The sequence below is a fragment of the Halorubrum sp. CBA1229 genome, from assembly GCF_003721435.2.
Classification (GTDB): domain Archaea; phylum Halobacteriota; class Halobacteria; order Halobacteriales; family Haloferacaceae; genus Halorubrum.
In genome coordinates, this window is sequence record NZ_CP054585.1 from 2,864,295 (window position 1) to 2,878,197 (window position 13,903).

14 protein-coding genes and 1 tRNA gene are annotated in these 13,903 nt (G+C 64.6%); 9 read left to right on the plus strand and 6 right to left on the minus strand.

All coding sequences use genetic code 11. The features are described from left to right. Positions 1 to 76 precede the first annotated feature (76 nt). Positions 77 to 1,048: a biotin--[acetyl-CoA-carboxylase] ligase gene (locus Hrr1229_RS14410; RefSeq protein ID WP_123112258.1), complete on the plus strand. Its 972-nt coding sequence runs from the start codon at positions 77 to 79 to the stop codon at positions 1,046 to 1,048. Positions 1,049 to 1,057: 9 nt separating this feature from the next. Here the strand turns inward: Hrr1229_RS14410 and Hrr1229_RS14415 are convergent, their stop codons facing one another. Continuing rightward, positions 1,058 to 1,546 (minus strand): universal stress protein, encoded by a 489-nt coding sequence (locus Hrr1229_RS14415; protein ID WP_123112257.1) that lies wholly within the window; start codon positions 1,544 to 1,546, stop codon positions 1,058 to 1,060. Between the two features lie 189 nt (positions 1,547 to 1,735). Between Hrr1229_RS14415 and Hrr1229_RS14420 the strand changes: the two genes are divergently transcribed. From Hrr1229_RS14420 to ptsP, 5 genes are all read left to right on the plus strand, one after another. Then, complete coding sequence (locus Hrr1229_RS14420; protein WP_123112256.1) at positions 1,736 to 1,993, plus strand: hypothetical protein; 258 nt, start codon at positions 1,736 to 1,738, stop codon at positions 1,991 to 1,993. A 101-nt stretch (positions 1,994 to 2,094) separates the two neighbouring features. Beyond that, positions 2,095 to 3,297: a redox-regulated ATPase YchF gene (locus Hrr1229_RS14425; RefSeq protein WP_123112255.1), complete on the plus strand. Its 1,203-nt coding sequence runs from the start codon at positions 2,095 to 2,097 to the stop codon at positions 3,295 to 3,297. 226 nt (positions 3,298 to 3,523) lie between these two features. After that, positions 3,524 to 5,374, plus strand: coding sequence for a cation:proton antiporter (locus Hrr1229_RS14430; RefSeq protein WP_123112254.1), 1,851 nt, complete (start codon positions 3,524 to 3,526; stop codon positions 5,372 to 5,374). Positions 5,375 to 5,467: 93 nt separating this feature from the next. Beyond that, complete coding sequence (locus tag Hrr1229_RS14435) at positions 5,468 to 5,803, plus strand: HPr family phosphocarrier protein (protein ID WP_123112253.1); 336 nt, start codon at positions 5,468 to 5,470, stop codon at positions 5,801 to 5,803. After that, positions 5,800 to 7,491, plus strand: a complete 1,692-nt coding sequence (gene ptsP, locus Hrr1229_RS14440) for a phosphoenolpyruvate--protein phosphotransferase (protein WP_123112252.1) — start codon at positions 5,800 to 5,802, stop codon at positions 7,489 to 7,491. Before Hrr1229_RS14435 ends, ptsP begins: the two co-directional genes overlap by 4 nt. Before the next feature lie 13 nt (positions 7,492 to 7,504). On the opposite strand, the gene dhaM is transcribed toward ptsP, so the two are convergent. The 3 genes from dhaM to dhaK are packed head-to-tail and all read right to left on the minus strand — an operon-like array spanning position 7,505 to position 9,656. Then, the gene (gene dhaM / locus Hrr1229_RS14445; RefSeq protein ID WP_123112251.1) at positions 7,505 to 7,885 is read right to left on the minus strand and encodes a dihydroxyacetone kinase phosphoryl donor subunit DhaM; all 381 of its coding nucleotides are present in this window, start codon (positions 7,883 to 7,885) and stop codon (positions 7,505 to 7,507) included. After that, entirely contained in the window at positions 7,885 to 8,658 is a 774-nt protein-coding gene (gene dhaL / locus Hrr1229_RS14450; RefSeq protein ID WP_123112250.1) for a dihydroxyacetone kinase subunit DhaL, read from the minus strand. Before dhaL ends, dhaM begins: the two co-directional genes overlap by 1 nt. Further along, positions 8,655 to 9,656: a dihydroxyacetone kinase subunit DhaK gene (gene dhaK / locus Hrr1229_RS14455; RefSeq protein ID WP_123112249.1), complete on the minus strand. Its 1,002-nt coding sequence runs from the start codon at positions 9,654 to 9,656 to the stop codon at positions 8,655 to 8,657. The genes dhaL and dhaK overlap by 4 nt, the downstream gene beginning before the upstream one ends. 279 nt (positions 9,657 to 9,935) lie before the next feature. Between dhaK and Hrr1229_RS14460 the strand changes: the two genes are divergently transcribed. From Hrr1229_RS14460 to Hrr1229_RS14470, 3 genes are all read left to right on the plus strand, one after another. After that, a complete protein-coding gene (locus tag Hrr1229_RS14460) occupies positions 9,936 to 10,355 on the plus strand; it encodes a CBS domain-containing protein (protein ID WP_123112248.1) in 420 nt (139 codons plus the stop codon). A 6-nt stretch (positions 10,356 to 10,361) separates the two neighbouring features. After that, positions 10,362 to 10,604: an amphi-Trp domain-containing protein gene (locus Hrr1229_RS14465; protein WP_123112247.1), complete on the plus strand. Its 243-nt coding sequence runs from the start codon at positions 10,362 to 10,364 to the stop codon at positions 10,602 to 10,604. Between the two features lie 305 nt (positions 10,605 to 10,909). Next, on the plus strand, positions 10,910 to 11,929 hold the full coding sequence (locus Hrr1229_RS14470) for a tyrosine-type recombinase/integrase (RefSeq protein ID WP_123112246.1): 1,020 nt from the start codon (positions 10,910 to 10,912) through the stop codon (positions 11,927 to 11,929). Positions 11,930 to 11,959: 30 nt separating this feature from the next. Here the strand turns inward: Hrr1229_RS14470 and Hrr1229_RS14475 are convergent, their stop codons facing one another. Further along, positions 11,960 to 13,480: a hypothetical protein gene (locus Hrr1229_RS14475; protein WP_148041733.1), complete on the minus strand. Its 1,521-nt coding sequence runs from the start codon at positions 13,478 to 13,480 to the stop codon at positions 11,960 to 11,962. A gap of 291 nt (positions 13,481 to 13,771) precedes the next feature. Then, positions 13,772 to 13,845 (minus strand) — tRNA-Ile (locus tag Hrr1229_RS14480). Positions 13,846 to 13,903: the final 58 nt, after the last annotated feature.

Below are 13,903 nucleotides of genomic sequence, written 5' to 3' on the forward strand. Positions count from 1 at the left end.
AAAGGTCTGCGCCCAGACCGCGGCGCATCGGCGCCGACCCGGAACGGCTTTCGGCGCTCGCCCCGACCCCGTCGGCATGGACACGCGTCGCGCGCTGCTCGACGCCCTCGAGGACGGCCCCGTCTCGGGACCGGCGCTCGCCGCCGAGCTCGACGTCTCGCGGACGGCGGTGTGGAAGGCGGTCGAGGCGCTCCGCGAGGAGGGGTTCGCCGTCGAGTCGACGTCTGACGGCTACGCCGCGCCCGCCGACCCCGCGTACTGCGCGGCCGGGATCGAGTTCGGGCTCGACGCGCCGTACGCGGTGGAGTATCACGAAGGCCTCCCGTCGACGAACGACCGCGCCCGCGAACTGGCGGCCGAGGGCGCGGCGGACGTCGCCGTGGTCGCCGACGAGCAGACCGGCGGGCGGGGGCGGCTGGACCGGGAGTGGGTCGCGCCGAGCGGCGGCGTCTGGCTCTCGCTCGTCACGCGGCCGACGGTGCCGCCGGCCCGAGCGCCGCTTTTCACCCTCGCCGCGGCGGTCGCGACGGTCGACGCCTGCCGCGAGGCCGGCGTCGACGCGCACATCAAGTGGCCGAACGACGTGCTCGTGGGCGCCCCCGACGCCTCGGTCGGTCGCGGCGGTCGCGGCGGCCGCAAGGTCGCGGGGGTCCTCACGGAGATGGAGGGGGAGGCCGACCGGGTCTCGTGGCTCGTCGCGGGCGTCGGCGTCAACGCCAACGTCGACGCCGAGACGCTTCCGGCGGGCGCGACGTCCCTCCGGGAAGAACTCGGGGAGCCAGTCGACAGGCGTCGGTTCGCCGCGACCCTCCTCGAACGCTTCGCGGCGCTCGCGGGGACGCCGGACCGGACGGACCGGATCCTGCCGGCGTGGCGCGACCGGGCGAGCACGCTCGGGAAGCGGGTGCGGGTGGAGACGTCGACCGGGGCCGTCTCGGGGACCGCCGTCGACGTCGAGTCGCCGGGCGCACTCGTGATCGACACCGGCGAGGGAACGCGACGAGTCCACGCCGGTGACTGCGAGCACCTCCGAGACGCGGACGACTGACCTCGCGGCCTACGTCCGCCCGGTCGCGGCTCCCGCGACGCTCGGCTCTGCCGGAACGTCGCCGTCGATCCGGACCGTCAGGACGGGGACGGCGCAGCCGCGGACGACCTTCTCGGCGACGCTCCCGAGCAGGAGCCGGTCGATCCCGCCGCGGCCGTGGGTCCCCATCACGACGAGGTCGCAGTCGTTCTCCTCGGCGTACCGGATGATCTCGCGGCTGGGCGTCCCCTCGACGACCGCCGAGTCCACGTCGACGTCGGTCTCCGCTGCCAGGTCCTCGACCGCCGCGACCGCCTCGTCGGCGTCATCCTGTAGGAGCTCGCCGATCCCCTCCCACGAGGCCTCCATCGGCATTCCCGCGTATCTCGCCGTGTCGACGACGTACAGCGTGTGTACGGCCGCATCGTGGACCGCGGCGAGGTCGAGCGCGTGCGCAACGGCGCACTCGCCTTCGGCGGAGCCGTCGGTCGGAACGAGGATCCGGTCGTACAGGTCCATGTGTTCACATGCCACAAGGATCTCCGGTGTGATAACTCTTTGCAGGTCTTGCCGGTTTCTTCGGCAGTTTGGCGCCTCGGCGGTTCCTTCGGCGGTTCGGACCCCGGCGGTTCCTTCGGCGGTTCGGACCTCACCGGTCGGCGTTCGATCATGGCGCGCCCTTAAGCCCTCAGACGACGATACTCACCTATGACATCCGAAGTTCACCTCTCGCACGTTCAAGACGAGTTCCGAGACCACTCGTACCCGGCGCCTCGGGACGCGCTCGTCGAGTCGTGCGCGGGGACGACCGTGCTGTTCGCCGACGGCGACGCCGACCTCGGCGCGCTCCTCGAGGAGATCGAACAGGAGCGATTCGAGAGCCCCGAGGACGCGTTCGCCGCGCTCCAAAACGTCCTCCCGATCGAGGCGCTCGGCGAGCCGGGGCAGTCCGACGGCGACGCCTGACCGGGACGCCCGCCTCTTATAAATAGAGGCGCCACGTCACCGCTCCGCACGCCACGGCGCGTCTCGCATCGCTTTTTACCGCGGGTCGCGCACTGGTGGTAATGAGTTATCGGATCGGCCTCGTCGGCAAGCCCTCCGTGGGGAAGTCGACGTTTTTCAACGCCGCGACGATGAACGACGTGCCCGAGGGCGCGTACCCGTTCACCACGATCGACCCGACCGTCGGCGAGGCGTACGTCCGCGTCGACTGCGCCGCCCCCGAGTTCGACGAGAGCTGCACGCCGAGCGTCGGCGTCTGCCGCGAGGGGACCCGCTTCGTCCCCGTCAAGCTCGTCGACGTCGCCGGGCTCGTCCCGGGCGCCCACGAGGGGCGGGGGCTCGGCAACCAGTTCCTCACGGACCTCAACGAGACGGACGTGCTGATCCACGTCGTCGACTTCTCGGGCAAGACGGACATCGAGGGCGAGACGACGGAGGGCCACGACCCGCGCGAGGACATCGACTTCCTCGAGGCGGAGCTCGACGAGTGGTACCTCGACGTGCTCCGGAAGGGCCTCGAGAAGTACGAGACGCGCTACCACGGGTCCGAGGCCGCCGTCGAGGCGGAGCTCGCCGAGCAGATGTCGGCGTTCGGCATCGACAAGGACCGGATGAAGCGCGTCATCCTCGCCGAAGGGCTCGAGCTGGACCCGGAGACGTGGGACGACGCGGACGAGGCGTCGCTCGCGCGGGAGATCCGGAAGCGCACGAAGCCGATGGTCGTCGCCGCCAACAAGATGGACACGCCCGAGGCGCAGGCGAACTGGGAGGAGATCACCGCGGACCCCGACTACGACCACCTCTCCTTCGTCCCCGCGAGCGCCCACGCCGAGAAGGCGCTTAAAAACGCGAACGAGGCCGGCGTCGTCGACTACACGCCCGGCGAGAGCGAATTCGACGTCGTCGGCGACGTCTCGGGCGAGCAGGAAGCCGGCCTCGACCGGATCGGTGAGTTCGTCGGCGACTACGACGGCACCGGCGTCCAGGGCGCGCTGGAGTCGGCCGTCTTCGACGTGCTCGGCTGCATCGCCGTCTTCCCCGGCTCCGCGAACGGGAGCAAAGACGAGAAGGGCGTCTTCCGCGACTGTTTCATCCTCCCCGAGGGGTCGACGACGGAGGACTTCGCGTTCCACATCCACTCGGACATCGGCGAGGGGCTCCTCCACGGCACCGACTGCCGGAGCGGGCGGCAGGTGGGCACCGACCACGCGCTCGACCACCGCGACGTGATCGAGCTGGTCTCGACGAAACAGCTCGCGCCGTAGGCGCCGATCGCCCCCCGAACCGGCTTTTCACCCCCGACGGCGACGGCGGCGGTTCTCCGGGCGAGGTTTCGGGGTCGTTCACGAGCCCGCGGACGAATCGCGACCGATGCCGTCGGGTGTGAGCTCCACAGAATCCGAACAGGTTCGGGGGTCGGTGACGGGCTTCTCCGCAGCCAGCAGATATATACCTCGACTGTTTAAATCAGCAGTTAGTCGGTAACCCAACGTGTCAAGTGAACTGATACCACTGGTAGCGTCGATCATCGCGATCGGAGTCATCGCGCAGCTACTTGCCGATCGCTTCGAAGTACCGAGCATCGTCTTCCTCCTCGTCGCGGGGGTCGCTCTCGGTCCCGAGGGACTCGGGTTCATCACCCCGGACACCTTCGCGTCGCTTCCGGCCATCGTCGGGCTCTCGGTCGCGATCATCGTTTTCGAGGGCGCGTTCCACCTGCGGATAGAGAGCATCCGACAGGCGACGAGAGAGAGCATCCGGCTCGTCTCGATCGGAGCGGCCATCTCGCTCGTCGGCACCGCGCTCGTCGTCCGCCTCGCGCTGGACGCCGATTGGGGAGTGGCGTTCCTCATCGGTTCGCTGCTGGTCGCGACCGGCCCGACCGTCATCACGCCGATCCTGCGGGTCGTTCCCGTTCGCGATCGAGTGGCGACGGCGCTGGAGACCGAAGGGATCGTCAACGACGTCACGGCGGCCATTCTCGCCATCGTGGTCTTCAAGACGATGCGGTTACAGGAACCGTCGGTACCGGCGTTCCTCGAGCTGTTCATCGAGCGGATCGGGACCGGGATCGGAGTCGGCGTCATCGTCGCGGTCGTGATCTGGGTCGTTCTCCGCTACATCGACCTCTCGCCGGGCGACGCGCCGCGAAACGCTCGGCTGGTCGTCCTCGCTGGCGCTCTCGTCGCGTTCGGCGCCGCCGACACCGTCGCGAGCGAGGCGGGGGTCGCCGCCGTCGCGACGGCCGGCATCATACTCGGGAACGCCGATATCCCCTACGAGGAGGAGATCGCCGATTTCAAAGGCGACATCACGCTTATCGTCCTCTCGTTCGTGTTCATCGCGTTGGCGGCGCTGCTCAGGTTCAGCGACCTGATCGCGCTGGGCGTCGGCGGCCTCGTCGTCGCCGCCGCGGTCATCTTCCTCATCCGGCCGCTGGACGTGCTCGTCTCCACGCAGGGAGGGGACTTCACCACGTCCGAACGGTTGTTCGTCAGTTTCGTCGGCCCGCGGGGGATCATTCCCGCCTCGGTCGCGACGCTGTTCGCGGTCGAGCTACAGGCGGCCGGCCAGTCCGAGGCCGCGACGCTGCTCGTCGGAACCGTCTTCTTGGTCATCTTTTCGACCGTCGTGCTTGAGGGCGGGTTCGCCCGCCAGATCGCCGAATACCTCGACGTGATACCAATGCGTGTACTCATCATCGGCAGCGGGCGGGTCGGCCGCGAGGTCGCCGCTCGACTCGAAAACAGGGGAGAGAACGTCGTCATCATCGAGAACGACGAGACAGCGATCGAAACCGCCCGCAGCGAGGGACTCACGGTGCACATTGGCGACGGGGCCAACGTGGACACGCTCCGCTCGGCCGGTATCGAGAACGCCAAGACCGTCATCGCGGCGACCGGCGACGACACGGTGAACCTCTTCGTCGGGCAACAGGCCACCACGAACTTCGACGTCGATCGCGTGGTCTGCCGGGCGAACGACCCGGAGAACCTCGACGCGTTCGATGACCTCGGCGTCGAGACGATCTCGCCGACCCAGGCGACGGCGCAAGCCATCGACGACCACATCGAGCGTCCGGCGATGGCCCGCTGGGTGGACATGCTCGGCGAGGAGGGCGACGTGCAGGAGGTGACGCTTCAGAACCCGGAGCTCGTCGGACAGTCGCTCAACGAGCTCGGTCCGGAGATCCCGGGTCGCTGTCTCGTCGCTCTCGTCTCCCAGGGCGACGAGACCTTCGTGCCCGAGGCGACGTATACGCTCGAAGCCGACGACCACCTCACCCTCATCGGCGAACCGGAAGCCGTCCAGTCGACCATGTCGCTGATACGCGGGAAGTAACGCCCGTCGAGGCCGTTGCCCGAGGTATCGCTCGCACCCGGCGTCGAGCCCCTCGAACGCACTTATAAGGCCGCCCCTCGTGTATCGGGGACTATGGAACGTACCGTAACGGTGGTACCCGAGGCGGGGCTCCACGCCCGCCCGGCCTCGGAGCTGGTGCAGACGGCGAACGGGTTCGACGCCGACGTGTCGATCGGTCGCGCGGACGACGGCGACGACGGGCTCGTCCGCGCCGACAGCATGCTCTCGGTGAGCGGGCTGAACGTCGGCCACGGGGAGACCGTCCGCGTCGTCGCCGAGGGGGCGGAGGCGGGGGACGCCCTCGACGCGGTCTGCGACCTGCTGACGAGCGAGGTCGATGGAGACGGCGAGGACGGCGACGAGAGCGACGACGGCGGGGCCGAGCCCGACGGCGGTGACCCGGCGTGAGGACGCTCTCTGGCGTCGGGAGCACGCCGCTTGCGGGCGTCGGCGCGGCACGCTGGTATCGCCCCGGGGCGGACCTGACGCTCCCCGACCGACCCGACCCGACCGCGGTCGACGCTGACGCCGAACTATCGCGGTTCGCGGCCGCCCGCGACGAGGCTCGGGCAGAGATCCGGGCCGCACGCAACCGCGCCGCCGAGCGCGTCGGCGAGGAGGAGGCGGCCGTCTTCGACGCGCACGAGCAGTTCCTCGACGACCCGGAACTGGTGGGGGACATCGAGGACGCGATCGGTGAGGGAGCGCCGGCCGAACACGCCGTCCACGACCGGTTCGCGGCCGCTATCGAGCAGTTCGAGGGGCTGGAGGGACCGATGGCCGAACGCGCCGACGACCTCCGGGACGTCCGCGACCGCCTGCTGCGCGTCCTCCTCGACGCCGACTCGCTCGTCGACCTCGGCGACCTGCCGGCCGGGACCGTCCTGCTCGCCGAGCGGCTCACGCCGAGCGACACCGCGGAGCTGGACCCGGACGCGGTCGCCGGGATCGCGACGGTCACGGGCGGGCGGACCGCGCACGCGGCGATCATCGCGCGGTCGCTGTCGATCCCCGCGGTCGTCGGCGTCGGGGAGCCGCTCCGCGAGGTGTCGGACGGCGCCGACCTCCTCGTCGACGGAGAAGCGGGACGGATCGTCGTCGACCCCGACGCCGAGACGCGTGCGGCCGCGGCGGGCGACGCGGCGTCGGCGGTGCCCGAGCGCGTCGCGACCGCCGACGGCAGACCGATCGAGGTGGCCGCGAACGTCGGGAGCGAGGCGGAGCTCGCCCCCGCCGCTGACCGCGGCGCCGACGGGATCGGACTGTTCCGGACGGAGTTCCTCTTCCTCGACCGCGAGGCGCCGCCGACAGAGGACGAGCAGTACGAGACCGTGACCGACGCCCTGTCGGCGTTTCCCGACGACCGGGTCGTCGTCCGGACGCTCGACGTGGGCGGCGACAAGCGGGTGCCGTACCTCGACCTGCCGAGCGAGACGAACCCGTTCCTCGGGCGGCGCGGGATCCGGCTCTCGCTCGACGAGCACCGCGACCTGTTCGAGACGCAGCTCCGGGCGCTGTTGCGGGCGGCCGCGAGCGAGGGCGGCGAGGGGCTCGCCGTGATGGTCCCGCTCGTCTCCCGGGTCGAGGAGGTCGAGGCGGCCGCGGCGGCGGTCGAGTCGGTCGCCGCCGACCTCGCCGCCGAGGGGGTCGACCACGCCGTCCCCGAGCTGGGCGCCATGATCGAGACGCCGGCCGCGGCCCTCCTCGCCGACGCGCTCGCCGAGCGGCTCGACTTCCTCAGTATCGGGACGAACGATCTGACCCAGTACGTGATGGCCGCCGACCGCGAGAACGACGGGGTCGCCGCGTACGGCGATCCCCTTCACCCGGCGGTGTTGCGGGCGATCGACCGCACCGTGTCGGCCGCCGCGGGGACCGACGCCTGGGTCGGGATGTGCGGCGAGATGGCGGGCGACCCGACGCTCACGGAGCTCCTCGTCGGGCTCGGGCTCGACGAGCTCAGCATGAGCGCGGTGACCGTGCCGGCGGTGAAAGAGCGGGTTCGAGAGGTGGACTCGGCCGAGGCGCGCGACCTCGCCGACGAGGCGCTCGCCTGCGAGACGCGCGCCGAGGTGCGAGAGCTGCTCAACGCGTAGCGAGTTACCCTCGTTACAGTTTCTCCATCCCGCGGGCGGCCTCGGCCTGCTCGTGGACCGACTCCAGCGTGGCGGACGGATCGGTCGCGGCCACGGCCGCGTTGACGGCTCCTTCCAAGACGGGCGCGTCGGCGATGACCGCCTCGGCGTCGCTCAGCTCGACGGCGACGTCGGCGTTCATCACGGCGCTCCCGAGGTCGACGAGGACGACGACACCGTCGCCGTCGTCCGCGGCGTCGATCGCGGCCCCGATGTCGTCCGGGACGGTGCCGATCCCGCCCTGTCCGTCGCCGCCGACGGGCTCGATGCGGGTGTCGCCGGCCATCTCCGCGGCCACCTCGACGATCCCTTCGGCCGCGCGCTCGCTGTGGGAGACGACGACGAGCCCGACCATCAGCCGTCCTCCGGGTCGGGCGGGGTCGCGTCATCCGACTCCGCCGCACCCTCGTCAGGGATCGTCGGCGAGGTCGCGTCGACGTCTGGGACCTCGGCGTCGAGTCGGTCGGCGGCGACCGCGAGCAGCTCCTCGAGGATGAACAGCGCGCTCGTCGCGCCGGGGTCCTGGTGGCCGACGGACCGCCAGCCGAGGTAGGAGGCGCGCCCCTTCTTCGCCCGGATCGGGACGGTGAACGCGACGCCGCGCTCAGCCGCGTCGACCGCCTTCGCGAGCGCTTCGAGCGGCGGGAGCTCGTCCGTCTCGATCGACTTCTTGAACGTGTGGACCGCGGGGGTGAGCGCGTCGACCATCGTCTGGTCGCCCACGCGGGCGTCGCCGCGGTCCTCGACCTTCTCGAGGTAGGTCTCGGCGAACGCCACGGCGCTTTCGGGCGTGACCCCGCCGTCGAGCTCCGCGCTCGCGAACACGAGCGAGCCGCCGAACAGGGGGCCGGAGGCGCCGCCGACCTCGGCCATGAGCGTCTTCCCGACCGTCTTGCAGACGGTCTGCGGGTCGGGGTCGTCGAGGTCGCGCGCCGCCTCGGCGGCGGCCGCCCACCCGCGCGCCATGTTGCCCCCGTGGTCCGCGTCGCCGATGGCGGAGTCGAGGTCGGTGAGGTGGTCGCGCTCGCCCTCGATGCGGTCCGCGACCGCCTCGACCGCCGCGACAACCGCGTCGCCGTCGCTCGCATCGTCCGCCGCTCCGCCGTCGGTTCGGGTCCCCCCGCTCATCGCGTCTGGGTGAGTGCGGGGGTGTCGGCCGGCGCGCCGAGCAGCTCCTTCAGCTCGTCGTCGACGGCGCAGACGGTGACCGACGCGCCCATCATGTCGAGCGAGGTCATGTAGTCGCCGACCCACGCGTCCCACGTCTCGAGGCCGCGCTCGCCGAGCAGCTCTTGGAGCCGGCGGTTGACCACGAACAGTTCCATCTGCGGGGTTCCTCCCATCCCGTTGACGATCGTGAGAACCTCCTGGCCCTCGTCGAGGTCGAGGTCGTCGAGGACGGCCTCCGTCAGGGCGTCGGTGATCTCGTCGGCGCTCATCAGCTCGGTGCGCTCGGTGCCGGGCTCGCCGTGGATCCCGATTCCCAGTTCGATCTCGTCGTCGCCGAGGTCGAAGGTGGGCTCGCCTTTCTCCGGCGTGACGCAGGAGGTGAGCGCGGTGCCCATGGTGCCGACGTTGTCGATCACCTTCTCGGCGACGCGCTTGACCTCCGACAGCTCGGCGCCCTGCGCGGCCTTCGCCCCGGCGGCCTTGTGGACGAGGATCGTCCCGCAGACCCCCCGTCGCCCCGAGGTGTACAGCGAGTCCTCGACGGCGACGTCGTCGTTCACCACGACGCTCTCGACCTCGACGCCCTCCATCTCGGCGAGTTCGATGGCGGTCTCGAAGTTCATCACGTCGCCCTCGTAGTTCTTGATGATCGCGAGGACGCCGTCGCCGGCGTCGCAGGCCCCGATCAGCTCCTCGAACTCGTCGGCGGTCGGCGAGGAGAACACGTCGCCCGCGGCGGCCCCGTCGAGCATGCCGTCGCCGATGTACCCCGCGTGGGTCGGCTCGTGGCCGCTCCCGCCGCCCGTCACGAGCGCGACCTTCCCGTCGACCGGCGCGTCGTCGCGGACGAGCACCTGCGTGTCCGGGAGCCGGCGGAGTCGGTCCGGGTACGCCGCGGTCATCCCGTCAAGCATCTCGTCGACGACGTCGTCCGGGTCGTTGATCAGCTTCTTCATAATCAACGTGTATGACACTCCGAGATCTGTTAAAGATAGTGGGAGTTCACGCTCCTCACCGGTCGCAGCCAGAGCGATCGCGCTTAACACCGAGGTGAACGGTGCGCTCGCGCCTCTTTCCGGCACCCGAAACTCGCTGGGACCCGTCGCTCGAAACTCGCTGGGATCGCTCACGCGGGTCGACGGTGGCGCGATACACCGCGCAGGCGTTCCCACGAATCAACAATCATGATACTCAATTATGTCGGTTGGCTCATATTTCCAACTGGGTGAAACCATATGCCAATCGAAGACCTCGCTCGCAGCGACGCCGTCACGGCTCCCCCCGAAACCTCCGTGACCGACCTCGCGGCGACCATGGACGAGGAGAACGTCGGTAGCGTCGTGATCACGGACGGCGAGACGCCCGTCGGGATCGTCACGGACCGGGATCTGACCGTTCGCGTCCTCGGAGCGGCAGTCGATCCGACCGAGCAGACGGCCGAAGACGTGATGACCGACGGGCTCTGCACGGCCGAACCCGGCACCGGGTTCTACGAGGCGACGAACCTGATGGCCGAGCACGGAATCCGACGCCTCCCCATCTGTGAGGGAGACACGCTCGTCGGAATCATCACGGCGGACGACGTGGCCGAACTGCTCGCCGACGAACAGCAACAGCTCGGCGATCTCATCCGCGCCCAGCGACCGGAGTACTGATCCCAAATGCCCGAAGAACAACTGTTCAAAAGCGAGAACCGTATCGACAGAGCGGCGATCTCGGAGGCGCTGCGTGACGCCGCGGACCAGATCGAGTCCGGCGACGTCACGCTGGGAAGCGGCGCGGAAACGCAGACCGCGACGGTTCCGGAACGCGCCCGGTTCGAGGTCGAACTCGAACGGCTGACGGACTCAGAGACCGGAGATCAGCGGCTCGAACTGGAGTACGAGATCAGGTGGACGGAGTAGCCCTCGACCCGTGCCGACTGCACTCTCCCTGTGCGCGGCACGCGGCTTTTATTTCTCTCTGAGGATACCGACGGTGGCGACTATCGAGAGTAGGACGAAATTGGGTGGCTGGGGAGTCCCAGCCCACCAATCCCGCACGGCCAAAGACCGTGCGCGTTGTAGGTGGGCCAACACGGATTTGAACCGTGGACCTCAGTGCCTCTACCGCACGATTTCGGCACTTGCGCCTGCCTCGTAACGCTCGATAGGCAGTAGCTCTCGGGGAGTGAGCCTCACCCAATTTGTGGTTCCGGATTCGATTGAGAATGAACGACAATCTCGAACCCATTGAGGCGGCTGAGGCAAAGGAGATGTATCTCGAACAGCGCAAGCAGGAGGTGTCAGAGTCAACGATCCAGGCTCACCACTATCGGCTCAAACATTTTGTCCGGTGGTGTGAAGAGCAAGAGGATCTGCACAATCTGAACAATCTAACGGGACGCGATCTCCAACGGTACTCGATGTGGCGGCGCGAGGATGGTGACCTGAATAACGTCACGATGGTCACGCAGCTGTCCACACTACGAGTCTTCATCAAATGGTGCGAACGCATTGATGCCGTGGAAGATGGCCTCCACGATAAGATCATTCTCCCTGATTTGTCCCGGCACGAGGATCAGCGTGACGCGATGCTCGATTCTGAGGATGCCAAACAGCTACTTGAATATATGCGACAATTTGAATGGGGATCTCGGACCCACGCACTCATTGAGCTTCTTTGGTATGGTGGGATGCGTATTGGTGCGGCGCACGGACTCGATTTAGACGACTACGACCCTGACGAGCAGTACGTAGAAATCCGTCACCGACCGGATACAGAGACACGACTGAAGAATAAGAAAGACGGTGAACGGTTTGTCGGCTTATCAGCTCAGGTCTGTGACGCCATAGATGCGTATATCAAGTACAAACGCATGGAGTCGGAGGATGACTTCGGACGAGAGCCGCTGTTCACCAGTAATCACGGGCGAGTAAGCAAAAGTTCACTCCGAGATAATATCTATCGTGCTACCCGTCCATGCGTTTATACAGGCGATTGTCCTCACGACCGTGAGATAGACTCGTGCGAAGCGATGGGTCGAGACAAGGCCAGCCTATGCCCTTCGAGCGTCAGCCCTCACGCTATTCGCCGAGGGTCGATTACGTACCATCTGACGGAGGACGTTCCCGAAAAGATGGTCGGTGATCGGATGAATGTCAGTCTGGACGTATTGGAGAAACATTACGACCGACGAACTGAGGAAGAGAAGGCGAGCCAGCGGCGCGATTATTTAGATAATATCTAATTGATATTTAAATAATATGTGAATAGATTGTCATAAACCCTCATCTGGAAGGTGTGGTTTGTCGTTGAATCGACTGCTAATATACGTAATAAGTGAATCATTTTCAGCGGCTTCGTCGATCGCCTCTCGTAAATGAGCGTCTGAATCGTAGTTGTCGAAGAACATTGCCCAGTAGTCGCGTTCGTTGAATGAGAATACAGGCATGTCATATCCATAATTTGTTCGCCAGAGCAAGTAGTCTTCAAATCGGTCCAGTTCCTCTGTCTGATTTGCCAGCTCGAACAAGTCAAACAAAGTTATGAGTAGAACTCTGTCCTCCTCGGCAACCGATTCGTAAAGCTCACTCATATCAAAAATACGGTCCATCCGTTTGTTCTGAGAGAATAACGTTGGAAGTAGGCCATCAAGAACCACTATTGTTCCAGATTCTTTGTCTCTTGGTGACTTCATACCAGCAAGATTGTAGGGTAAGTTATGGTCGTGTTCTCTCAAGAAATTTAGCGTATTTTCTCCCTGGGCTATCGCTTCCTTTGTCTTCTCTTTAAATCGTGTTTTTGCCGTCTGAAGATCATTTGGAATCTTCCGGAAAATGGGATGTGATTTGATTTCAATACACCAGAATGAATCCTCAAAGAATAGTAACCCATCAGTTTCTCTCGGGTGAGGGTCATTGTATTTGAAGGACTGTATTAGATTACGACTGTCAAATTCAGCAAAGGCTTCTAAGGTTAATTCTTCAACAATATCCCCTTTTCTACGATCTTCAACTGTTCGTATTTCCTCGTGCTGTTGGAATAGCTCCTCAATTCTCATCTGCGTCGTGCTTACTAACAAAGAAGGAAACGGCACTAAGATCCTGTCTTCCTTTCCTTCTACCTCAAAGAGAGGCGTACTCAAAAATTGGTAACGAGAGTATTTTTCGTCTCGGTCATACCTCACGGAAAGAAAATTAATCATGCTATTAGCTACGTCAATTCGATCTGAAATGGAGAATTTTTGAGCGAATGGCTGATCTTCTGTCTTACTCAAGAATGCGCTAATCAACTCGCTTCGAGAAAACTCAATACAGGCAAGCCACTTATTTTGAAAAGCCTCACTCGGTACCTCGTACTCGGTAGAGTTGACAAATTCTTTTTTATCTTCGAATGTGTGGAATGTCGAACCTATATCCAGATCATTAGCCCTTTCAGTGATTAGATTGTATATGAAAGCCTCCATAGAAATAAGATCAATCGCAGAATACCCGATTTTATTTCGTATCTCATCGCTTATATCTGCGTAGCGGACATTAAGATAGAGTTGATAGTGTTGTACATCTGGGTCATCAGGATACATCAAAATAAATTGATTGAACACATTTTCCGGCTGGTCGGATGACAATCCCTCGTTCTCCCAATAATTCTGAATCGATTCGTGGGTGACCTCCTCGTCAAATATCGCTCCAGATTGCAAAATACTATCAAAATATCCTCTCAAAAGCATTCGCCTCTCGGTGTTGTACCTGTTGGCACCTGAAAGAAAAGAGAGATTTTCCATGCCTTGATCGGTCATGTCTTATTATTCTGATTTTTGACTGATAAAGAATTATCGAATATTATATCATCTATTGATTGATCCAGATGGACTGAGTTCAAGAAAATTCGGTGAGAGATCTACCCTGAATTGTACTCCATTGAGGCAGCGACTATTTCTAAATGGGAGACAGCGTGGACGCTCGCGAGTATTGTGGTTCAAATCAACTGAGAAAGACGCTTCTCTTCGGTTTGTAGTCCAACGGAAATTGGTGGCCGGGGAGGATTTGAGCCGCAAGGGCCCTCGAATAGGCCCCGCGCTTCGCGCGAGTGGGCCAACACGGATTTGAACCGTGGACCTCCCGGTTATCAGCCGAGCGCTCAACCTGACTGAGCTATTGGCCCAGGTGAGCGCATTCAGTCGTTGCGCGGGTAGGATTTTAAGGGTTTCCTTTCGTCACTC